The organism is Pedobacter sp. BG31, assembly GCF_042464845.1.
Classification (GTDB): Bacteria; Bacteroidota; Bacteroidia; order Sphingobacteriales; family Sphingobacteriaceae; genus Pedobacter; species Pedobacter suwonensis.
Genome location: NZ_JBHNZK010000009.1, coordinates 133,008 through 155,559, shown reverse-complemented (window position 1 = coordinate 155,559; position 22,552 = coordinate 133,008). Strand labels below are relative to the sequence as shown.

Sequence of the window (22,552 nt, the reverse complement as noted above, 5' to 3'; positions counted from 1 at the left end):
TTATGTTAAACAGCTTCCGGCTCCATTCTTGTATTAGCGGGTCTGCCATTTTTAAACGCATCGCGGGTTTTCAATCCTAATAATTCAAACATGGCCATATCATCAACAAATGCCGGATTAGGTGTAGTTAATAGCTTATCACCAGCAAAAATAGAACTTGCACCAGCCATAAAGCAAAAAGCCTGTTCCAGTGTACTCATTTCATTTCTGCCAGCTGATAAACGTACGACCGAATTTGGCATTACAATACGTGCTGTTGCAATCATCCTGACCATATCCCAGATCGGAACACGTGGCTGATCGGCTAAAGGTGTTCCTTTTACCGGTACCAAAGCATTAACGGGTACTGATTCGGGATGTTTTTCCATGTTTGATAAGGTTTGCAGCATGGAAACCCGGTCTTCTACTGTTTCCCCTAAACCAATAATACCGCCACTACATACGGTTAGTTTAGCTTTCCTTACATTTTTGATTGTATTTAAACGGTCATCATAAGTTCTGGTAGATATAATCCGCTTGTAATCATCTTCAGAAGTATCGATATTATGATTATAGGCATACAAACCCGCATCAGCTAAGCGCTGTGCCTGGTTTTCGGTAAGCATGCCCAATGTGCAGCAAACTTCCATATCCATGTCATTAACGGCTTTAACCATTTCAATCACACGGTCAAAATCGCGGTTATCGCGTACTTCGCGCCAGGCAGCACCCATACATAAACGAGATGCTCCGCCCTCTTTGGCTTTAACAGCAGCGCTAACTACCTGGCTTACCTGCATCAGGGGCTGTACTTCTAAATCAGTATGGTAGCGGGCCGCCTGTGGGCAATAGCTACAATCTTCTGCACAGCCACCGGTTTTAATGGAAATTAATGAACTCACCTGAACTTCATTATAATCTTTATTTTCGCGGTGAATGGTTGCGGCTTCATAAACCAGATCCAAAAACGGTCTATTATAAATTTCGTATATTTCTTCTTTTGTCCAATCGTGTCTTGTTGTTTGCATCGGGATCAGATTTTGCAGATAATTTTTTTGTTTTAATTAATTAACAGCCATTCCAGTTTGGTTTTGCCCTAATCCTGGTCTTGCTGGTTTATAGTAAAAGTTTGCTGGCCAATCCTAAAATTAACAGGAATCCAAAAACATCGGTAAAAGTAGTAATAATTATAGATGATGCAATGGCAGGATCAATACCTACACGTTTTAAAATAAGCGGAATACCTGCACCTGTTATCCCTGCAATAATCAGATTACCGGTCATAGCCAGGAAGATAACCAGACCAAGCATTGGGTTTCCATCAAAAAAGAAAGCAAAAATAAATACGATTAAACCATTAGCTGCACCGTTAATTAAGCCTACCGTAAATTCTTTCAATACCGTTCTGTAAGCTTGCTTATCCGTCAAGTCATAGAGCGATATACGTCTTACCGTTACCGCAAGTGCCTGGGTGGCTGCATTTCCGCCCATGCCCGCAATAATGGTCATGTACGCCGCTAATGATGGAATCAGTTTAATAGTGGGGTCGAAATAACGTACTACTGAAGAAGCAAGGAAAGCCGTGCCCAGGTTAATAATTAACCAGGGTAAACGTGATTTCACGGCTTCAACCCAGTTACCGCTCAATTCCTCATCTTCCGATACTCCTGAAATTTTCAGGATATCCTCGGTACTTTCCGCTTCCATTACATCAATCACATCATCGAAAGTTACCCTGCCAAGCAGTTTTTGATTTTCATCTATTACCGGGATACTGGTTAAGTTATACTGTGAAATCAAATTGGCTACTTCTTCCTGATCTGTATTAGGATGGACATAAACCGCATCTATTTTAACCAGTTCCGTTATTTTGGCATTGTGTTTTGCCTTAATGATATCTTTTAAGGAAACAATGCCTTTAAAAGCTTCCTCATCATCCACTACATAAATGGTATAAAACTCCTCCATTTCCTCGCTCTGGCGGATAATCTCATCAATAGCATCCTTTTTGGTAAGGTTAATGTTTACACAGATCAGTTCTGTGTTCATCAAACCACCTGCAGTTTTTTCGTCGTAGGTTAAGAGGTTTCGGATTTCTGAAGCATGGTCTTCGGTCAGGTCTTCCAGAATTTCTTTCTGCTCATGGTCTTCCAGTTGCGAAATAATATCTGTAGCATCATCATAATCCAGCTCTTCAACAATCTCTGTACGTTTATCGGGGTGAAGTTCAAAAAGTAATTCCTCCGGGTGGGATTCCTCATCCATTTCCGAGATAATCTCTGAAGCTATCTCGGCCGGAAGAAGGTTTATAATATGCCGCTGTTCAGATTTATCCAAACGTTCGAACAAAATCGCGATTTCGGAGGCATGGTACTCCTCTAAAACCATTTTTAAAGTTTCATCGCCAGCTAAAATTGCATTTTTAACCTTGAGTACGTCGCTTTTATCTATTTCGAATGACTGCATCTATAACCTAAACCAAAATGCCCTAAAGCTACGAATATTAACAATTGATTTCAGGACCCTTTCAAATTTATATTAATCTTTTAATTTTTCCTATTGAATGTATTTATACGTCATGAATCATGATAATGCTATTTTGGCGTCATCGTTTCAACTGGAACGCAGCGGAATGGAGAGATCTATATAGATAGAATTCCCGAATGCGTTGCATTTCGTTCAAAATGGAGAAACTAGAGGAAACTTTTTGTTCAAGTTCTATTTAAACCAACCCTTCCGCCAAAAATAAATCACTTGTATAATGGCAATCACGGCCATAACAATCCAGGTGTACAGATAACCATGTTCAGCATATAACTCTGGCATATTATCTTTTAATATTTTTCCGGTTAGAGGATCCTCTCTGCTGAAATTCATACCATAAATTCCCGCTATAAAGGTTAACGGAATAAATATTGACGAAATAATGGTCAACACCTTCATGATTTCGTTCATGCGGTTACTGATAATCGATAAGTTCATATCAATATTGGCAGATGCAATCTCCTTTAAAGATTCGATAAAATCGATAATCTGGATGCAATGGTCATAAGCATCTTTCATGTAGGTTTTGGTCAGATCGGATATTAATGGACTGTCTGAGCGGATAATGTCATTTAATTTATCCCTTTCTGGCCAGGTTACTTTTCTAATGGTGATCAAAGATCTTTTAATGGCCTGTGTATCGTACATGATCCTTCTATCAGGATGGTCGTATAACCGGTCTTCAATCGCATCTAATTCTTCGCCCCAAAAATTCAGAAGTGCAAAATAGTTGTCTACAATTACATCCATGATGGCGTACATTAAGTAACTACTGCCGCCAATGCGGATGTTGCCCTTTCCTATTTCCAAACGTTTCCTTACCGGCTCAAAACAATCTGCATAGGTTTCCTGGAAAGTGATTAATGTACGCTCTGATAAGATAAAAGAAATCTGATCGTTACAGAGCACATTTTCATCGCTTAAATATAAATGCCTGCTTACTGAAAAAATGTATTTATCGTTATCGTATTCATCCAGTTTAGGACGTTGATAAGAGCTGGTAATGTCTTCCAGTACAAGCCTGCTGATATCTAATTTAGCATATAGAGTTTCAAATATATTGGGGTCAGCCAGGCCTTTAATATCAAACCAGTAAAAAAAGTCTTTGTTTTCGATCAGTTTATCGATGTTATTGATGTTTTCCAGTTCTGTTTTCTTATAACTCTTATCGTTATAAGCATGCAGTACAATAACTGGCTTTAAGGCATCTTCATCAATGGCGTATAAACCCGGACTGGTGCCGGGAGCCGGGACTTTGTAGTGCTTATGACGGTTACGTGGCTTGCTTTTTCCCATATGTTATAAATATAGCCGGGCTTGTGGACCCTGGTTAAATAACAGATCAACAATACTTAAGTTGGGTAAAAATTGATGTTTATCTTCAAAAACCTGATAATAGGGTTTATTGTTTACAATATCTTCAGGTTTTTTAGGGTTCATGGCTGAGCGGAAATCGAGTGCAGGCTGGATGTTATCAAAATACTCGCCCGTGAGTTCAAAGCGTTTATTTAGTTTTAATTTTTTATTCAGCCACATTAAAAGTTCGAGGTTGTAATCGAACAAAAATTCAAATTTATCGGTATAGAAACGATTAAGTTCATCTTCATAAAACTCAAAATAGGCTGAGCTGCGGTAACAGCTTTCTAAGCTTAACCAATGTAAACGTTGCCAGTTAAAATCGTAACTTATCCGAACATCTTTCATTTTTGTATGTGTTTTTGAACCTTTAACCAACGGAACGGTAATATCTAATTTGCCATTAGGTGAGTAAATGCTGGCCCTGTTACGGTAAGTCTGTTTGGCTAAATGCTCATGTTGTTCTATTAAAAAATCTTCTCCCAGCTGTTGCAATAAACTAAAATAACCTACTGGTGGAAGATAAAATAATGGAAGTATAGCTGTATTTTGCATTTGAAAATTTATGTTTGTAGCTGAAACGTTTTAAAAATAATGATTAAGAAAGGGATTGCGCATGTAGGCGTATTTTTTTTGTACCTGTTATCGCTGCTCCCCCTGCCCTTTTTGTTTTTTTTTGCAAGATTACTATATTATCTTCTTTATTACGTAATTGGCTATCGAAAAAAAGTTGTCAGACAGAATTTGACGCAATCCTTTCCTGAAAAATCTGCTGCCGAAATAAGAGTCATCGAGAAAAAATTCTTTGTATACCTGGCAGAACTCATTTTTGAAATCATCAAAATGACGAGTATTTCAAAATCGGAAGCTTTAAAAAGGGTAAAGTTTACGGGATTGGAACAATTAGAGTCGCATTTTAAAGCCGGAGAAAGCGTACTGGCTTGCACCGGTCATTACGGAAACTGGGAATTGGGTACCCTGGCGCTTGGATTAAGCATATCTGCCAAAACCCTGGTTATTTTTAAGCCCATCAAAAATAAAATCTTCGAAACGTGGTTTGACTGCATGAGGACAAAGTTCGGTAATGTTTTTATTGCCATGAGGCAAACCCTGCGGGGAATAGCTGCTTATAAAAACGAACCTACCCTATTGTGCTTTGCTAGCGACCAGTCGCCCACCAGGGAGGAAGCCAAATACTTTACAGATTTTTTAAATCAACCCACAGCTGCACTTTTAGGCGTAGAAAAGATTGCGAAATCGACCAGAAGACCGATATATTATTTCAAAGTAAGTGTAGTCAAAAAAGGTTATTACCATGTAGAAGTAATACCCATGTGTCTCGATCCGGAAAGCATACACGAATTTGGGATTACTGACCTGCACTTTAAATTTTTAGAAAACATTATAAAAGATCAGCCCCAATACTGGCTATGGAGCCATAAGCGCTGGAAATTTAAACCCGAACAAAAAGAATGAACCCATCAGTAGCTGTTGTAATTTTAAACTGGAATGGAAAGGCATATTTAAAGCAGTTTTTACCCGGAATCCTGCTTTCCGAATATGACAACCTGCAGATTGTTGTGGGCGATAATGCTTCGACCGACGATTCAGTTTTATTTTTACAAGAAAACTTTCCAACTGTTAAAATTATTCAGAACGACCAGAATTATGGATTTGCGGGAGGCTACAACAAAGTTTTGGAGCGCGTTGAAGCAGATTATTTTGTTTTGCTTAATTCTGACGTAGAAGTAACCCCAAATTGGATCAAGCCTGTGGTTGATTTGATGGAAAGCGATATGCGTATTGCTTCGGCACAGCCTAAAATTAAATGGCAGTTAAACAAAAAACAATTTGAATATGCAGGTGCCGCGGGCGGATATCTTGATATTTATTCGTTTCCTTTCTGTCGCGGCAGGCTTTTTAATGTATATGAGCTTGACAATGGTCAGTACAATGATGCAAGGGAGGTTTTTTGGGCAAGTGGGGCGGCATTTTTTATCAAAAGTAAATGCTGGATAGAGGCCGGAGGACTGGACGCCGATCTTTTTGCACATATGGAAGAAATAGATCTTTGCTGGCGATTAAAAAACCTCAATTATAAAGTCATGTACTGTCCGGACGCTGAAGTATACCACGTAGGCGGCGGAACTTTACAAACTGAAAATCCTTTTAAAACTTACCTTAATTTCAGGAATAACCTGATCATTATGCAAAAAAACCTCCCGGCAGGTGATGCAATTTTTAGGATTACCATCCGGATGTTTATCGATTTTGTTGCCTGGTGGCATTTTTTACTGACCGGAAAACCAAAATTTACGATGGCCGTGACCAAAGGCCACTGGCATTTTCTTAAATCGCTTTTAAAAACAAGCAAAAAACGGACAGCTTTTCAGAAAAATTATACCAAACACACAGGGGTGTATAACAACAGTATTGTTTGGGCATTCTTTATAAAGAAAATTCAATATTTTTCGAAATTAAAATAAAGCATTTCGTCCTTTCGAGTGAAGCGAACAGATATTCATCAGTAGCAAAATATTTAAACTTGCTTAAAAGATTTCTCGACTGCGTTGCACTTCGCTCGAAATGACGAATCGATCTTCCCGATATTACCTGATGCTACCTGTGATAGTTTTAAGACTAACAAATTATATTACACCAATAAACTTTCTATTGCCAGGCGGTAACCCTTCATTCCAAAGCCGGTTAACACCCCCTGGCAGTTTTTTCCGGTTAAGGAAACATGTCGGTATTCTTCACGGGCGTAAATATTAGAAATATGCACCTCAACCACCGGCGTTTTAATGGCGGCAATGGCGTCTGCAATGGCAACCGAGGTATGTGTATAACCGCCAGCATTTAGCACTACTCCATCATAACTAAAACCAACCGCATGTAATTTATTAATAATCTCACCCTCAACATTACTTTGATAGTATTCGATTTCGATATCCGGATAAGCCGTTCTTAGTTCTTGAATATAATCTTCAATGCTGGTATTTCCATAGATAGACGGTTCTCGTACGCCTAATAGATTTAAGTTTGGGCCGTTAATAATTTGTATTTTCATCATATAATGTTGTAACGTTGCAATGTTATAAAAAATCTCAAATAAAAGCATGCTTTGGTCATCATATATTAAAGGATTTAAATCGTATTTGAAACTGGAACGGTCATTATCTGGAAATTCAATTGATGCCTATCTCAACGATCTCAATAAACTGATCCAGTATTTTCAATCGTTAAATGCAGAACCAAAACTGAATGAAATTACAATAACCCATCTAAAATCTTTCATTTCATGGTTAAATGAACTTGGAATGCTGCCGAGTACGCAAGCCAGGGTAATATCGGGTTTAAAGGCTTTCTTCGCCTATTTAATGATTGAAGATTTGATTTCAAATGATCCAACAGCATTATTGGAAGCGCCAAAGCTCAGTAGAAAATTACCGGATACGCTGAATATTTATGAAATTAATGCCCTTATAGCTGCTATAGATGCTTCCAAACCTGAAGGCATGCGCAACAAAGCCATTATAGAGGTGCTGTATGGTTGTGGTTTAAGGGTAACTGAATTAACCGAATTAAGGATATCAAATGTGTTTGATAAAATTGAATTTATCAGGGTTATTGGGAAAGGAAATAAAGAACGTCTGGTACCCATCGGTAGTGTAGCGCTTAAACTAATTAATATTTACCTGAATGAAGTTCGTGTACATGCCAATATTAAAAAAGGAAACGAAGATTTTGTCTTTCTAAACCGTTTTGGGGCGAAACTTTCACGTATTTCGATATTTAACCTTATTAAAAGCCTTGCTATCTCCGCAGGAATAAAAAAGACGATCAGTCCACATACGTTAAGACATTCATTCGCGACTCATTTAATTGAAGGCGGTGCTGATTTACGTGCGGTTCAGGAAATGTTGGGTCACTCGAGTATTACGACCACGGAGATTTATACACACATTGATCGGGATTATTTAAGGGAGGTGATTACACAATTTCATCCAAGGGCTTAATTATAGACAAATTTAAATATGATTAAAGTTACAGTTCCATTTGATAAAAGCATTTTCATTAAAAGTAATAAACTCAAATTTAGATTAGAATATAAGCAGAGTTATATAAAATTGCTCATTTATGTTATGCTAACAATGGGATTAATAATTTTAATTATTACAGATAAAGGACCATCCTCATCTTTTTATGGGGTAGCTGGAATGATACTTTTCATATTGACCTTTAATTATATCTTAAGAATTATAAATTTAAGAACACTTTTTTTTAGAGAAATGGATGCCCTGAGTGAGAAACATGAGAAACAGAATTTCATTTATACTTACGAATTTACTAATGATGAATTTTGTTATTCTGATAATGAAAAAAGATTTCATTTTAATTGGGGAGCCTTCTCAAATTATTCGGTTATCAATGATTTCTTTATATTGTTTATTGACAAAAAAATATTTCTCATGCTGCACAAATCTGAAACAAGTGAGTCACAATTTAACAATATCATTGAATTAACTAATTCAAAGCTGGATTTTAAAAAAGTTTAGTCATCATAGCCTTACCTAAAACAGCTAATTTTCCTTGCATTATTTTTAAGCACGACGGCATAAATTTGAATTAGAGTGTTTTTGCTGCTTTATGTTTCTTGACTTTTGGACGCCTGACTTGGTGATATCTTCCTTATGATTAAGAAGTTGAGGATATTAAGAATTCTGGATGAGTCCTATAGCTATAGAAATTGATCATTGTTATTGGTTTAGATTCCATCATCCATTTTTCATCGCACCTCTAACATCAAGCCCTGCTTTTACCATCCTATCTTTACCTTGCATGTCTTGTCTTAACTCTATATTTATAAAACCTTTATCTTCCAGCATCTCGATAGTTTCTTTACCAAGATATTCGTTTATTTCGAAGTAAAGTTGTCCGCCAGGTTTGAGGTTTGTTTGTGCAAATGCTGCAATAGCCTTGTAAAATAGCAGCGGGTTGTCGTCACTTACAAATAATGCCAGGTGTGGTTCGTGTAATAAGACATTGTGATGCATGTCTTCTTTTTCTAAATATCTGATATATGGAGGGTTACTGACGATGATATCAAATTTTTCTTCATATTCAAAATGTAAAATGTCTGCCTCTATAAAATTGATTTCTACACCAATTTGTCTCGCATTCTGTTTGGCGACTGCGATAGCTTCAGGGGAAACGTCCAGGGTAGATACTTTTGCGTATGGCAGATGTTTTTTTAGAGCGATAGGTATACAACCAGATCCGGTTCCAAGATCAAGTATGCTTTGGGCTTTGGAAGATGCCAAACCATTAACTGAAAACTGTTTACTGCAAACCGAGATGATCCAATCTACCAATTCCTCCGTTTCTGGCCGGGGTATCAACACATTTCCATCAACTTTAAAAACTAGTCCATAAAAATGTGCTTCTGCCAAAATATGCTGAATGGGTTTTCCGATCTGCAAATCGTTCAGGATACTCAAAAGTTTTTGCTGATCGATAAAGTTGATTTCCATGTCTTTCGCCATCATCAGTTTACTGCGAGACAGGTTTAAAACCCGTTCGGCAGCCAGACTAAAAAGCCATTTGGCCTCCTCGCTGTCGTAAAACGGCACCAATTCCAATTTATAATGCTCTTCAAGCGCTCCTATTTTCATGTCAGACAAAATTACTTATTTGCGACGATAACCATTCTCTTTTGATCGGCCTGTGATGCTTTTTTTACTACTTTTGCGCTAATGAGTGATGAATTTTATATCAAACGATGCCTTGATCTGGCTACCTTAGCTTCAGGGAATGTTAGCCCTAATCCCATGGTTGGCTGCGTGATTGTTGCAGACGGGAAGATTATCGGGGAAGGTTATCATCAGGAATATGGAATGGCACATGCAGAACCCAATGCGGTTAAAGCCGTATTTGATGCTTATGGCAAAGAGGCCGGGAATCTATTAAAGCGAGCTACAGCGTATGTTAATCTGGAGCCTTGTGCACATTTTGGCAAAACTCCGCCATGTGCTGATTTATTGGTAAAACATCAGCTAAATAAAGTAGTTATTGGCAATAGGGATCCTTTTTCAGGTGTTGACGGCAAAGGTATCGAGCGACTTAAAAATGCAGGTATTGAAGTGGTGAGCGGGATTTTAGATGATGAATGTCATTACTTCAACAGAAGATTTTTTACCAGGATAAAAAAACAAAGACCTTATATTATTTTAAAATGGGCCGAAACCGCTAATGGCTATTTCGCTACAAAGGATGGTCATCAGAAATGGATCAGCGGTGCCCTGGCTAAACGTCTGGCACACCAATGGAGAAGTGAAGAGGATGCGATCCTGGTTGGCAAGCAGACCGCGATAATGGATAATCCGCAGTTAACGTCCCGCGAGTGGCCGGGTAAAAATCCTGTCCGTTTGGTAATTGATAAAAATCTGCAGGTACCACTGTCAAATCATATTTTTAATAATGAAGCCAAAACCATCATTTTTAATGAAATTAAAACCGATGTTGTTGATAATATTCATTATATCCAGATGGAAGATATGCACTTTTATCTGGCGCAAAAAATAGCTTTCCAGCTTTACCTAATGGATATACAGTCGGTTATTATTGAAGGTGGTGCCAAAATTTTAAGTCAGTTTTTAAGTACCAACCTGTGGGACGAAGCACGTATTTTTACCTCATCCGGCAGTTGGAGCGATGGCGTACCTTCTCCAAATATTAGTGGAAACCTTCAAGAAACTGTACAGGTTGGAGACGACAAGCTCTCGATCTATTTAAACGACATCCGATAAAATGATTTATATTATTTTAAGTATTTGCTGCAGTGTTACGGTAGCTGTTTTATTAAAGCTGGCTAAACGATACCAGATTAGCGTTATTCAAGCCGTTACGGTCAATTACTTTATCGCATTAAGCTTATGTTTCCTTTTTTTTAAGCCTGATGTTAAGCTGATCACCTATGCTTCTCCATGGCCCATTTACATTGCACTGGCGATTCTACTGCCTTCGATATTTTTGTTTCTTGCCGCATCAGTAAAGAAGCTTGGCATCGTTAAAACCGACATTGCCCAACGTTTATCGCTATTTATTCCGATACTGGCGGCTTATTTTCTCTTTAGAGAAGATTTTAATCAGTTCAAAGTTATTGGCCTGGCGATAGGGTTCGTTGCTATTGTTTTAACATTCCTCCGAAAATCTGATCATCAGAAAACCGGGAAAGAAAGTTTGCTCTATCCTATTATGGTTTTTGTTGGTTTTGGCGTCATTGATGTGCTCTTTAAACAAATTGCGCTGTACAAAGAATTACCCTATACCACCTCACTTTTTACTGTTTTTGGTCTGGCCTTTATTGTTTCGTTGATATTGGTAATTGCCATGGTGGTGGCTGGCAAAACAAAACTGCAATTGATAAATGTAGTTTGTGGATTTATTTTAGGCTTGTTTAATTTTGGCAATATCCTTTTTTATATGAAAGCGCATAAGGCATTGGCAAACAATCCATCTACCGTTTTTGCCGCGATGAATTTGGGGGTAATTATTGTAGGCACTTTAATCGGGCTGATTGTGTTTAAAGAAAAACTGAGTAAATTAAATTATGCGGGGATAATTTTGGCCATTGCGGCAGTTATCTTCATTACCTTATCACAACATGCTGTTCGATGATTCTTATAAAACAATCGAAAATACTTCAGAGGGTATATTTCGAGATAAGGGGAGCAAATTTATTGCATATGCCTACCCCATCCGTGGCGAGGAAGAAGTAAAACCGATTGTAATGAACCTGCGGTCTGCAAATCCTAAAGCCAATCATTTTTGTTATGCTTACCGTTTAACACCAAAACGTTCGGTTTTTAGGGTAAGCGATGATGGTGAACCATCCGGTACTGCAGGCAAGCCAATACTGAACTGCCTTTTATCTGAAGATCTTACCAATATACTCATTGTAGTGGTACGTTATTTTGGCGGCACCCTACTGGGCGTTCCTGGTTTAATTAATGCCTATAAAAATGCTAGTATAGAGGCTATTAAAGCTTCAAATGTCATTTCCAAAACGGTTAATGATGTGTATGAAGCTCACTTTGAATACCTGCAGATGAACGATGTAATGAAGTTAAGCAAAGAAGAAAATCTGCAGATTTTAGCACAGCAATTTGATATCAATTGCATCTTGAAATTTGAAGTGAGAAAAGCACAACTTAATCAGGTTTTAAGTAAATTTGATAAGATTGATGGTGTCAAGCTAAAATATTTATACACCATTTAGTCACCACAGGTAGTAGCCCACCGAAATCTGCGTGAAAAATACCATGTAAAGAACTTAATCAGTAGCTGCAGATTTGGATATTACAGCGATAAATCTGTTTAAGCCAAATCTGTTGGGATAAAATAAACCAAATATGAAAATATCAGAAAGCGACCTAATCATCAATCCTGACGGCAGCATATATCACCTCAATCTTTTACCAGGAGATATTGCCGAAACGATCATCACTGTTGGTGATCCTGACCGCGTTGGCGAGGTTAGTAAATATTTTGATCAGATAGAATTTAAAAAAGGTAAACGGGAATTTGTTACACACACCGGGTATGTAGGCAAAAAACGCGTTACCGTACTCTCAACAGGAATCGGAACGGATAATATAGATATCGTTTTCAATGAGTTGGATGCACTTGTTAATGTTGATTTTGAAACGCGTGAAGTAAAAAAATCGCTTACTTCTTTAAATATAATCAGAGTAGGTACATCTGGTGCGGTCCAGCCAGATATCCCGATGGGAACCATTTTAGCTTCATCGTATAGCTTAGGAATGGATGCTTTAATGAATTATTATGTTCATCAATTATCTCCTGATGAACAACTGTTGCTGGATGACGTAAAAACTCACTTTGGTCAACTTAAACATATTAACCCTTATCTAACTGCTGCGGATGATGGCCTGCTACATACCATTGGTAAAGACATGATTCACGGTATCACCATTACTGCCCCGGGTTTTTACGCGCCACAAGGCAGAATCGTAAGGGCAAAAAATTCGGTTACAGATTTCATTGGTTTAATTAACAGTTTTCAGCGTAACCAGCACCGCATTACTAATTTAGAAATGGAAACTGCCGGTATTTACGCTTTAGCTAAAGTTTTGGGGCATAAAGCACTGTCAATTAATGCTATTTTGGCCAGCAGGGTAAAGTTTGAATTTAGCAATGAACCGAATAAAATTGTAGAGCAAGCGATTAAAATGGTACTGGAAAGGGTTTAGTTATTATTGTTTAATATTAGTTTTTCGATCAGATTAGGTATTTTTAATTAGGCCGGGCGTCCCCTGACCTGTGAGCTACGCAGTAAACCGAGCCTTCTTCGAGCTCACCGAAGGTTATTTATTTGAGGGTCTTCCCAGCTAAAAGATGTTGACCACGAGTGCTGAGCTTGCCCAAGTATCAAAACGCTTTTAGGGAATTTCAAACATGATCCTTCGACAAGCTCAGGATGACACTTTTACTTAAAATATAGTCTTTGTATATTTCTAAATCGTAGGAATAGTTTCCTTTACCAGTTCATTTCCCCCGGCATCTAAATAAGTACAGGTCATTTCATCCAGGTCTGTAACCCATTTTTCTACACCCGCGTCTGCCGCCTGTTTACAAAAGCTGATGTAATCTGTTTCACCTTGTTGATGTACTTTTAAAGCGTGCTCCAATTTTCCTGCAGAAGCTTCCTCATTAATGACCAATGTTGGATATTCATCAGGACTTACCTGCTGTGCATTGTCTTCATCATCGAAATAGATCGATAAGCCATTGCTGACGTAAACATCATTCCGTTTAACCCCCAATTCCTTAATTTCCTTTATAAACTTCGGAAAATCTGAACCGGATTTGATTTTTGACGCTGCGGCCTGTATATGTTCAATAGTAAACATAAATTATTTATTTAATGAAACTTTGTAAATGGTTGTTTGCGTATACAGTTCATCCGGCCTTAAAATCGTATTAGGGAATGTTGGGATATTAACTGCATTAGGATGATGCTGGGTTTCGACACAAAAGGCATCAAAGCTGTTGTAATCCTTACCCCCCTTTCCATTCTTTACATCTAAATATTTCGCAGTATATAAATGAGCTACCGGTTCTGTGGTGTAAACGCTTAATACTAAACCGCTTTCTTCTTCAATTGTTTTGCTTGCCAGCGACAAATCGCCATAAATTTTATCCAAAACAAAACTCTGATCATAACCTTCATCCCTATTCCAGTCTTGACCTATTGCTTTAGGTTTGGTAAAATCCAGAGGTGTGCCCGCAACAGCGATAAGGTTTCCCGTTACAGAATAATTATCATCCTGCTCTAAATAATGTGAAGCAAAAACCTGTTGTTTATGATTTTCGACACTTCCGCCATTAGGAGCCAGATTAAAATAACCATGATGAGTTAAGTTTATGGCGGTAGCCTGATCTGTTTCTGCTTCATAACTTAAAATCAACTCATCATTTTCGGTGAGTTCGAATGTCAGATCAATCACCAGGTTTCCAGGAAAACCCTCTTCTCCATTCACGCTTTCATATTGCAAGGTAACCGAAGGTTGAGCGCCATCATTGATTTCAATAATATCCCAAATCTTTTTATCAAAACCTACAAGGCCACCGTGCAGCGTATTATCGCCGGCATTTTGCGGCAACTGATAGTCTTCCCCGTCTATACTGAATCTTCCATTTTTTATACGATTGGCATATCTGCCAATGATGGCCCCTAAATATGGATATTTTGCCAGATAACCCGGACTCAGGTATTCATCAAATGTATCGAAGCCGAGAACAATATCCTGCTTTTCACCCCTGGCATTTGTGACTATAAATTTATTGATAATAGCACCATAATTAAATATTTTGACGTAAGTGCCTTTGCTATTGGTGAGTTCGATTGCGATAACTTCATCGCCATCAATAATTTTTCCGGTGGGTATTTGCTGTACGCTCATAAATTGTAACTTAGGGCTTTTGTTTTCAAAACAAACATAGCATTATTAATGCTTTTTATAAATATATTTTAACCCAATGAACATCAGCCTGCAGGAAAAATTCGCCCAGCAATACCATAAAAATGCCGAAGCCATTTATTTTACACCTGGACGGGTTAATCTGATCGGAGAGCATATCGATTATAATGGCGGTTTGGTTATGCCCTGCGCCATCTCTTTAGGAACCTGGGTAGCCATTGCCCCGAACAATGATGGGCAATTCAGGTTTAAAAGTTTAAACTTTGATATTGAAACGGTAGTAACCAGTAATACGGTTAATGAAAAGAATGGCAGCACCTGGACGAATTATCCTATTGGGGTAATCAATGAATTTATAAAAGACGGTAAGGATATCAGCGGCCTGGATTTTCTATTTTATGGAAATATTCCAATCGGATCTGGGCTATCATCTTCAGCTTCAATAGAAATAGCCACTGCTTATGCCCTGAATACCTATTATAACTTAGGCTACGATAAATTAGCGCTTGTTAAAATCGCCAAGCGTGTTGAGAATGATTTTATTGGTCTAAATTCGGGCATCATGGATCAATTTGCGGTTACTTTCGGAGAAAAAGACAAAGCCATTGTGTTGGATTGTGAAACCTTGAAATACAAAATGGTTGATGTTGATCTGGGCAATTATGTGCTGGCCATCATTAATACCAATAAACCGCGGGAACTGGCAGATTCAAAGTACAACGAACGGGTTGCAGAATGCCAAATAGCCCTGAAACAATTAAACGAAGAAATTACGCTCAACTACCTTTGTGAACTTAATGCAGAAAAGTTTGCCCTGCACAGTCATTTAATCAGTGATGAAACCATACTAAACAGGGCTACACATGTGATTAAGGAGAATGATCGTGTACATTTAGCTGCTAAAGCATTAAATGGAGGAGATTTAGCAACATTTGGCCGCTTAATGTATGCTTCTCATGAATCTTTGCGTACCTTATACGAAGTAAGCGGAAAAGAGTTAGATACAGTAGTAGATTTCTGTTCGGGCTACGATCATGTAATTGGCGCGCGTATGACGGGTGCAGGATTTGGAGGATGTGCCATTGCGCTTTTAGAGAAAGGCTATGAAGAAGATTTTGCTAAACACTTAACTGGTTATTATCTTGAAAGAATAGGTTATTCAGCTGCAATTTATATCAGTGAAATTGGTGGCGGACCATCCATTTTATAAAAACAATTGCCACAAGATGCATAACATGTAAATACAGATTCGATATTACATCCAATCTGTGTAATCCTTCCATCTGTGAAATCATTTTGAAAAATAATGAGAAAATTAAAATTAGACGAGTTAAACCGTCCGGATATTGAAGCATTTAAAACACAGGAAAAGTTACCTGTGGTGGTGGTTTTAGATAATGTGCGCAGCATGCACAATGTAGGTTCTATATTCCGTACTGCAGATGGTTTTGCGCTTGAGAAAGTAATACTCTGTGGCATCACCGCACAACCACCCCATCGTGAGATTGAAAAAACGGCCTTAGGTGCCACACAATCTGTTGATTGGATTCATTACACTGATACCCTACAAGCTGTTGACACCCTGCGGAACCTGGGTTATGAAATAGTGGCCATTGAGCAGGCCGAAAACAGTACCATGCTGAATACTTTCAATCCCGATCCCGAGAAAAAGTATGCTTTGATATTCGGGAATGAGGTTGATGGTGTTAGTGATGAGGTAATGGCCAAAATTGATGAATGTATTGAAATTCCACAGTTTGGCACCAAACATTCGTTTAACATCGTCATTTCTGCCGGGATCGTATTCTGGGATTTCTTCGCTAAATTAAAATTGTAATATCCTGATTCAATTCAGCGGCTTTGCGATTCAACATCCATCCGTCTTCACCACATGGGATGTTGGATTAATTTTATCAATGTTTCTCGCTATCAGGGTGCGAAGACTGAGGTTGGGCAGGGAAGCCATAAACCATCATTTAGATAAAATTTCATAGGATAAATCTTAATCATAAACCATTATTGTATATTATTGTGTACAGTAAAATATGGTGCAACTGCCGTTACGTAACTTTTTTGTGAAATAAATTTAACATGTTAATTATCTGATAATATGCTAATTGTGTATTAAATAAGCTATTTGGCAAGATTTTTTCTTATTAGGTTCAAAACAGTAGGATAAAAAAACTGTTAAGACACTAATATTTAAAAATAGAAGAAAATGAATACTAGAATTACTAAATCAACAATGTTGGTTGCCTTATTAGGATTATCATCACAATTATTTGCACAGGAAGTACCACCTCCGCCTCCGGGAAGGTTTGGTAAGCAATCATTAAGAACTTGGAGTATTGGTGCCCATGGCGGTATTCTTAGCCAAAATACGTTTTTAGGTGGCGGAAGTGTTAAAGCTGAAGAGTTTAAAAGTATCGGTTACGGCGCTTTTGTTAAAAAACAAATTTTACCAGCGTTAGGTTTACAGGCTGACTTTTTACGCGGTGAGATTAAAACCCTTAACCAGGCCAGCACCATTGAGCAAAAGAATAGCATTAACTGGTCAGGTTCATTAACAGCTGTTTTAAATATTGCCAACTTCAGTCTGAATACTGAGAACGCAGTTTTAATTCCTTATGTTAAAGCGGGTGCCGGATATATGTCATCTGATTCTGAGGTTGCATCAACCCAGGCTTTCACTGATAGAGAAGGTTGGTTCATTCCTACTGGTGTGGGATTTAAACTTGGTGTAGCTAAAGGAATCAACATCGACTTAGGCTACGACATTAACTTCATCAAGTCCTCTCCAACAGTTAAAAGTGCTTACAACGAGAGCAGATTTTCTTATGCACACGCAGGTTTAGAGTTTGCTTTAGGTAACAAAGAAAATTCTCAGTTACAAAACTACAGCGCGGTTGCCGATTTACGCAAACAAAGTGCTGAAGAAAGTGCTGAGTTAAGAAGAGCCTTATCAACTGCTGAACAAAATGCACAACGTGATAGAGAGCAATATGCTAAAGATTTAGCTGATGATGATAATGATGGTGTAGCAAACAAATTTGATAAATGCCCTGGAACTCCTTCAGGAACAGTTGTTGATGGTTCTGGTTGTCCAATCAAAGTTCAACGTGAAATCATTAAAGAAACTAAGGTAATTACTGAAGAAGACCGTAAAGTGGTTAAAGATGCAATTTCTAACTTAGAATTCGATTTAGGAAAATCAACTATCCGTTCTAAATCATATGCTACTTTAAACCGGGTTGCTGCATTGTTGGTAGATAAAAACTTTAGCCTGAAATTAGCTGGCCATACTGATAACACCGGTGGTAGAGAGTTAAACTTACGTTTATCTAAAGAAAGAGCAGAATCAGTTAAAGCTTATTTAGTATCTCAAGGTGCAAATGCATCTAGAATTGAAGCTACAGGTTACGGACCTGACCAACCAATTGCAACAAATAAAACTGCAGCTGGCCGTCAAGAAAACCGTCGTGTAGAGTTTACTTTATACTAATCGTAAATAACGGTTAAATAAAAGCTCCTCATATTAATTTCTGAGGAGCTTTTTATATATTAGAAATCGCCATCCTGAACTCGTTTCAGGATCTTTATTGGCGGAATAGACTTTGAAACAAGTTCAACGTGATGTCCCTCGTTAAGACAATCCCTTTTTATTCTTATAGGTCATTTTAGCTTTAGCGCCTGCACTATAATTGTAATTTTTTAAGTTGCTGGCCTTCTTTTCGTGAAACGCTGCACCCCTTTCAGACGATTCATCATCCTCAGTACCTTTTTTTTTCTTTGGTTTATCAGCAGCATCAACCACCTTTAAATCTTCAGGTAACTCCATTACTTCCAGTTTCTGACCAATAGCCTGCTCGATTTTTTTTACTTCAATCAATTCAATGTCTGTAGAAAAAGTGATGGCTACCACATCTTCATTACCATGCTTGACAATACGTTTAATTAAGGTTTCTTTTTGTTCTGGCAATTCGAAATGAAAAATGAAAGGAATTCCTTCAATATTGAGTTCGCCCGAATTCTCATTAGCCACAATTAATACCCTGGCCTCTGGGGTATTTTTAAATTCGTTAATATCATCAAAACCCCTATCATCAAAAAACAACGGACGGTAAATGCTAATTTCGCCCTCTTTATGCTGGTTAAAGTTTTTATACACGGTTTGTGCGGTTAAACGCGTATTAACAAAAACCACAGCCTTATCAAAAACTTCAGCATCATTTAGTAGCAAGGTTAATAAATTTAGCTTTGTCCTGAAATTGGGTACCTGATAAAGCATCTGATGGTAAACTTCTGCCTGCTTCTCGCCAATCTCGTCTACCTCGATGGTTGCTGCCGAATCTTTCATGAAAGGGGCAATCATGTGTTTAAGTTTGTCGTGCAGTACCTCTGTAAACACCACATGTTGAGATTTGTAGGCGCTGTTTGCTAACTCTACAACTGGTAACTGCAGACCTTTTTTAACAATAAGTTCTGCATTATCTACTATAAACAACTGTATTTTATTGGTATTTAAAGCTAGCTTTAAATACAATGCCCGGGCACGATCCGGTACGGCAACAATAATATCACAGCCATCGGTAACCTCATTCATTTGCGTTTCAATGGTGCCCCGGCTGTCAATTCCTAAAATCCTGAAAGTATTGTTGAGGTTCAATAGTTTAAATTGTTCCAAAACATGGTCTACATGGTCAATGTCAGGCACTAAAATCAATGCTCTTGGCGCCTCCTCAAATGCATATTTCAACTTCATTAAAGTAGCTAAAACATAAGTAGTAGTTTTTCCTGAGCCCTCTGGTCCAACCGCTATAACATCCTGACCACCCAAAATACGCGACATCGTTCTGATCTGGATTTCTTTTGGTGTTAAAAATCCCGCATCCGTCATGGCCGCTACAAGTGGTTTGCTAAGTTTCAATTTATCTAAAGACACAATTACTATTTTAATGTTTGAAATGCAAATATCCTTAAAATAATTAGCTTTTATGAAATTGAATTTAAAGGATGTAAAAGCGCCTGTTAAAATATGCTTTACACCTCGCTTATTTCAGCAAAATAGTAACTTTTTTAGTTCAAAACCAACTTCAATAGCTATTTGATACACAGTAATGTTTTTTATTTTACTGTAAATGAAGTAATTAAATTAATTTCTGAATAAATAACTACAAAATCTATAGATATTATATACTAATTTATATATTTGTCTAAATCTAAGTGTTACATTGTTGAACGATTAATATTAAAAATCATGTCGATTTATTTCCAATACCCTGCTATAGATGAATATCCGCAATTGCTTAATCCTTTGCAAACCGATGCAGAAAAATTAGCAATTGATCAGGATGAAGATAATTTAAATAAAGAACAGATTTTAGCGCTAAGAGATTATTTAACACTAAAGCAATTGTAAAAACACGGCCAGTTGACCGATTGGAAGGTGGAGTTTCATAAACTCTTTATAGTGGTTCGAATCCATTACTAGGCCGCAAAGTGTATCTCATAGCACTTTATCCTGATTCTGCTCAATCAGGTAAGATTTGGTTATCTTATATTTGTTTTGTTGTTAGCAAGGCTATTCGCGATGGATAGCCTTCCTTTTTATTAGACGCTGTTACCCTCCGTGCAACGAAGGATCTTGATTAAGTTAGCGCGATTTGTTGTTTTTAGAAGCGCAGTTTCAGTGCTGTTGGCAGAGGTTTGGTCCTGCTGTACACTTCAATCTTTTTGGGAAAATTAAGAAAAGACAACACGTCTTTGCCAAAAAGGATTTCCGTTTCCATCAGGGCTATACAGCAGGTATAGTGGTTTAAAATTATTTGGTAAGGAATCAAATTGTTAGACATACAAAATACATAAATTAGTAAAAGATTTTATGTATTGTTCTAAACGGCAAATATTTTTAAAATCTCAAAACATTTTATTTCAAATGCGGTTACTTATATAATTCACATTATACTAATCTTTTACAGATTAATTTGTTTGGTTTAAAAAAGGGATTTATGGATATAAATCCCTTTTCTTTTATGCAATTAATTTTAACTCTATATTTAGCCGTATCAATTCCACTATCCTGTTTTAGATGAATAGAAAACATTTCCTTTCTTCGTTTATTGCATCAGGTACGATGTTGCCCGCCTTTAGCGCTTTAGCTATGGAAAGCGAAAGTTCGGCGTTTAAAATCCCACCCTATTTAAAACCTGGAGATACTATCGGAATAACCAGTCCGGCAGGATACATTACCCTGGAACAGATTCAGCCTGCGGTTTTGCAGATGCAAGGCTGGGGATTTAACATTAAGGCAGGCGAAACCATCGGTAAACGTGATTTTACCTACGGCGGAACAGATGAAGAAAGGCTGGCTGATTTCCAGAAAATGCTAAATGATCCCGATATTAAAGCCATTATGTGTGCACGTGGCGGTTATGGTTTTATACGCATTATTGATCAGCTTGATTTTTCTTTTTTTAAAAGAAATCCTAAATGGATTATCGGTTTCAGCGATATTACTGTACTACATTGCCATCTGGCCAAAAAATTTGGCATTGCTTCGATCCATGCCAAAATGTGCAACAGTTTTCCCGATGATTGGGCTAAAGCTGAACCCATACAGATAGAAACAATCCTCTCCATAAAGAATGCTTTGACCGGTGAAGAATTGGGTTATACTGCTCCGGTAAATAGCAATAACCGTTTTGGGAATGCGGATGCAATATTGGTTGGCGGGAACCTGAGCATTATTGAAACACTTGCCGGCAGCTCATCAGACTTAGATACCAAAGATAAAATTTTATTTATAGAAGATACCGGCGAATACCTGTACAGCATCGATAGGATGTTGTGGAACTTAAAACGTAGCGGCAAACTTAAACACCTGAAGGGACTGATTGTGGGTGGGTTTAAAGTGAAACCCGACGATGCAGGCGAAGAATTTGGGAAAAATATTTATGATATCGTACTGGAGAAAGTAAAAGAATATACCTACCCTGTGGCATTTGATTTTCCTGTTGGTCACCAACGCAATAACTTTGCACTCAAATGTGGTGCAAAACATACGCTTATGGTAAATGAAAACGGCTCGGCCTTGCGCACGATTTAACTCTATAAGCTTAGTGATAAGTTTTCGCTTTATAATAGCGACTAATTACTGTTAAAATTTCGTATTTTTGATAATAAAGTATTGGTCATGACTATCATCGCACATCCTAAAAACAAAAAGCAAGCGGCTGCAATTGAGGCTGTTCTAAAAGCTTTAGATGTATCTTTTCAAAAAGAAGAGGCAAGTCCTTATCATCCTGAATTTGTAGCTAAAATAAAGTCCAGGGCAGCAAGCGCTGAGAAAGGCAACACAACCAGAATTAAAGATCCTAAAAATATATGGGAAAGTATTTTATAGAAGTTGAAAAACAAGCTAAGAAAGATCTAGAAATACAATACAAATCTGGGGATAAGGCCTCAATTAGAAGAATAAATCAGATTTTTATCGAATTATCTGAACATCCTGAAATCGGAATCGGAAAACCTGAAAGATTGAAATTTGATCTATCAGGTTTTTGGTCAAGGCAGATAAATCGTAAAGACAGGTTGATTTATAAAATAGAAGAAAATATAGTAACCGTTACCATAATATCAGCATTAGGCCATTATAGCGACAAATGAAA

Annotated in this window: 24 protein-coding genes; 15 read left to right on the top strand and 9 right to left on the bottom strand. The window is 37.6% G+C overall.

What is annotated here, in order from left to right:
- Window positions 1–5: 5 nt before the first annotated feature.
- From bioB to ACFE6N_RS13125, 4 genes are all read right to left on the bottom strand, one after another.
- Window positions 6–1,007 (bottom strand): biotin synthase BioB, encoded by a 1,002-nt coding sequence (gene bioB, locus ACFE6N_RS13140; protein ID WP_378937120.1) that lies wholly within the window; start codon window positions 1,005–1,007, stop codon window positions 6–8.
- Window positions 1,008–1,095: 88 nt separating this feature from the next.
- Window positions 1,096–2,445: a magnesium transporter gene (mgtE, locus tag ACFE6N_RS13135; protein ID WP_090978865.1), complete on the bottom strand. Its 1,350-nt coding sequence runs from the start codon at window positions 2,443–2,445 to the stop codon at window positions 1,096–1,098.
- 252 nt (window positions 2,446–2,697) lie between these two features.
- Window positions 2,698–3,819 carry a magnesium/cobalt transporter CorA gene (corA, locus tag ACFE6N_RS13130; RefSeq protein WP_378937118.1) on the bottom strand — a complete coding sequence of 374 codons (1,122 nt, stop codon included), beginning with the start codon at window positions 3,817–3,819 and terminating at the stop codon, window positions 2,698–2,700.
- A gap of 3 nt (window positions 3,820–3,822) precedes the next feature.
- Window positions 3,823–4,434, bottom strand: coding sequence for a WbqC family protein (locus ACFE6N_RS13125; RefSeq protein ID WP_145854275.1), 612 nt, complete (start codon window positions 4,432–4,434; stop codon window positions 3,823–3,825).
- Window positions 4,435–4,473: 39 nt separating this feature from the next.
- On the opposite strand from ACFE6N_RS13125, the gene ACFE6N_RS13120 reads away from it, so the two are divergent.
- Window positions 4,474–5,355 carry a lysophospholipid acyltransferase family protein gene (locus ACFE6N_RS13120; protein ID WP_378937114.1) on the top strand — a complete coding sequence of 294 codons (882 nt, stop codon included), beginning with the start codon at window positions 4,474–4,476 and terminating at the stop codon, window positions 5,353–5,355.
- Complete coding sequence (locus ACFE6N_RS13115) at window positions 5,352–6,365, top strand: glycosyltransferase family 2 protein (RefSeq protein ID WP_378937112.1); 1,014 nt, start codon at window positions 5,352–5,354, stop codon at window positions 6,363–6,365. Before ACFE6N_RS13120 ends, ACFE6N_RS13115 begins: the two co-directional genes overlap by 4 nt.
- Window positions 6,366–6,532: 167 nt before the next feature.
- Here ACFE6N_RS13115 and aroQ read toward each other — a convergent pair whose 3' ends face one another.
- Window positions 6,533–6,949, bottom strand: a complete 417-nt coding sequence (aroQ, locus tag ACFE6N_RS13110) for a type II 3-dehydroquinate dehydratase (RefSeq protein ID WP_378937171.1) — start codon at window positions 6,947–6,949, stop codon at window positions 6,533–6,535.
- 49 nt (window positions 6,950–6,998) lie between these two features.
- Between aroQ and xerD the strand changes: the two genes are divergently transcribed.
- Together xerD and ACFE6N_RS13100 are read left to right on the top strand one after the other, a co-directional pair.
- Window positions 6,999–7,898, top strand: coding sequence for a site-specific tyrosine recombinase XerD (gene xerD, locus ACFE6N_RS13105; RefSeq protein WP_378937110.1), 900 nt, complete (start codon window positions 6,999–7,001; stop codon window positions 7,896–7,898).
- 18 nt (window positions 7,899–7,916) lie between these two features.
- A complete protein-coding gene (locus ACFE6N_RS13100; RefSeq protein WP_378937108.1) occupies window positions 7,917–8,438 on the top strand; it encodes a hypothetical protein in 522 nt (173 codons plus the stop codon).
- Between the two features lie 219 nt (window positions 8,439–8,657).
- On the opposite strand, the gene prmC is transcribed toward ACFE6N_RS13100, so the two are convergent.
- Window positions 8,658–9,554, bottom strand: coding sequence for a peptide chain release factor N(5)-glutamine methyltransferase (prmC, locus tag ACFE6N_RS13095; RefSeq protein WP_378937106.1), 897 nt, complete (start codon window positions 9,552–9,554; stop codon window positions 8,658–8,660).
- Between the two features lie 81 nt (window positions 9,555–9,635).
- Here prmC and ribD point away from each other — a divergent pair, with 81 nt between their 5' ends.
- The 4 genes from ribD to ACFE6N_RS13075 all read left to right on the top strand — a co-directional run bounded on the left by ribD (window position 9,636) and on the right by ACFE6N_RS13075 (window position 13,154).
- On the top strand, window positions 9,636–10,688 hold the full coding sequence (gene ribD / locus ACFE6N_RS13090) for a bifunctional diaminohydroxyphosphoribosylaminopyrimidine deaminase/5-amino-6-(5-phosphoribosylamino)uracil reductase RibD (protein WP_378937104.1): 1,053 nt from the start codon (window positions 9,636–9,638) through the stop codon (window positions 10,686–10,688).
- Window position 10,689: 1 nt separating this feature from the next.
- Window positions 10,690–11,559, top strand: coding sequence for an EamA family transporter (locus ACFE6N_RS13085; RefSeq protein WP_378937102.1), 870 nt, complete (start codon window positions 10,690–10,692; stop codon window positions 11,557–11,559).
- Entirely contained in the window at window positions 11,546–12,160 is a 615-nt protein-coding gene (locus tag ACFE6N_RS13080; RefSeq protein ID WP_378937100.1) for an IMPACT family protein, read from the top strand. Before ACFE6N_RS13085 ends, ACFE6N_RS13080 begins: the two co-directional genes overlap by 14 nt.
- A 133-nt stretch (window positions 12,161–12,293) precedes the next feature.
- Entirely contained in the window at window positions 12,294–13,154 is an 861-nt protein-coding gene (locus ACFE6N_RS13075; RefSeq protein ID WP_378937098.1) for a nucleoside phosphorylase, read from the top strand.
- A gap of 264 nt (window positions 13,155–13,418) precedes the next feature.
- Here ACFE6N_RS13075 and ACFE6N_RS13070 read toward each other — a convergent pair whose 3' ends face one another.
- Both ACFE6N_RS13070 and ACFE6N_RS13065 read right to left on the bottom strand, forming a co-directional pair.
- Window positions 13,419–13,814 (bottom strand): DUF1398 domain-containing protein, encoded by a 396-nt coding sequence (locus ACFE6N_RS13070; protein WP_378937096.1) that lies wholly within the window; start codon window positions 13,812–13,814, stop codon window positions 13,419–13,421.
- 3 nt (window positions 13,815–13,817) lie between these two features.
- Entirely contained in the window at window positions 13,818–14,867 is a 1,050-nt protein-coding gene (locus ACFE6N_RS13065) for an aldose epimerase family protein (RefSeq protein ID WP_378937094.1), read from the bottom strand.
- Window positions 14,868–14,943: 76 nt separating this feature from the next.
- Here ACFE6N_RS13065 and ACFE6N_RS13060 point away from each other — a divergent pair, with 76 nt between their 5' ends.
- From ACFE6N_RS13060 to ACFE6N_RS13050, 3 genes are all read left to right on the top strand, one after another.
- A complete protein-coding gene (locus ACFE6N_RS13060; protein ID WP_378937092.1) occupies window positions 14,944–16,095 on the top strand; it encodes a galactokinase in 1,152 nt (383 codons plus the stop codon).
- A 96-nt stretch (window positions 16,096–16,191) separates the two neighbouring features.
- Window positions 16,192–16,722: an RNA methyltransferase gene (locus tag ACFE6N_RS13055; RefSeq protein WP_378937090.1), complete on the top strand. Its 531-nt coding sequence runs from the start codon at window positions 16,192–16,194 to the stop codon at window positions 16,720–16,722.
- Between the two features lie 381 nt (window positions 16,723–17,103).
- Window positions 17,104–18,387 carry an OmpA family protein gene (locus ACFE6N_RS13050; RefSeq protein WP_378937088.1) on the top strand — a complete coding sequence of 428 codons (1,284 nt, stop codon included), beginning with the start codon at window positions 17,104–17,106 and terminating at the stop codon, window positions 18,385–18,387.
- 141 nt (window positions 18,388–18,528) lie between these two features.
- On the opposite strand, the gene ACFE6N_RS13045 is transcribed toward ACFE6N_RS13050, so the two are convergent.
- Complete coding sequence (locus ACFE6N_RS13045) at window positions 18,529–19,827, bottom strand: DEAD/DEAH box helicase (protein WP_378937086.1); 1,299 nt, start codon at window positions 19,825–19,827, stop codon at window positions 18,529–18,531.
- 315 nt (window positions 19,828–20,142) lie between these two features.
- Here ACFE6N_RS13045 and ACFE6N_RS13040 point away from each other — a divergent pair, with 315 nt between their 5' ends.
- From ACFE6N_RS13040 to ACFE6N_RS13025, 4 genes are all read left to right on the top strand, one after another.
- Entirely contained in the window at window positions 20,143–20,304 is a 162-nt protein-coding gene (locus ACFE6N_RS13040; RefSeq protein WP_378937084.1) for a hypothetical protein, read from the top strand.
- A 669-nt stretch (window positions 20,305–20,973) separates the two neighbouring features.
- The gene (locus ACFE6N_RS13035) at window positions 20,974–21,990 is read left to right on the top strand and encodes an LD-carboxypeptidase (RefSeq protein WP_378937082.1); all 1,017 of its coding nucleotides are present in this window, start codon (window positions 20,974–20,976) and stop codon (window positions 21,988–21,990) included.
- Between the two features lie 87 nt (window positions 21,991–22,077).
- Entirely contained in the window at window positions 22,078–22,287 is a 210-nt protein-coding gene (locus ACFE6N_RS13030) for a DUF2683 family protein (RefSeq protein WP_090978927.1), read from the top strand.
- The gene (locus ACFE6N_RS13025) at window positions 22,269–22,550 is read left to right on the top strand and encodes a Txe/YoeB family addiction module toxin (RefSeq protein ID WP_090978930.1); all 282 of its coding nucleotides are present in this window, start codon (window positions 22,269–22,271) and stop codon (window positions 22,548–22,550) included. The genes ACFE6N_RS13030 and ACFE6N_RS13025 overlap by 19 nt, the downstream gene beginning before the upstream one ends.
- The last annotated feature ends 2 nt before the right edge of the window (window positions 22,551–22,552 follow it).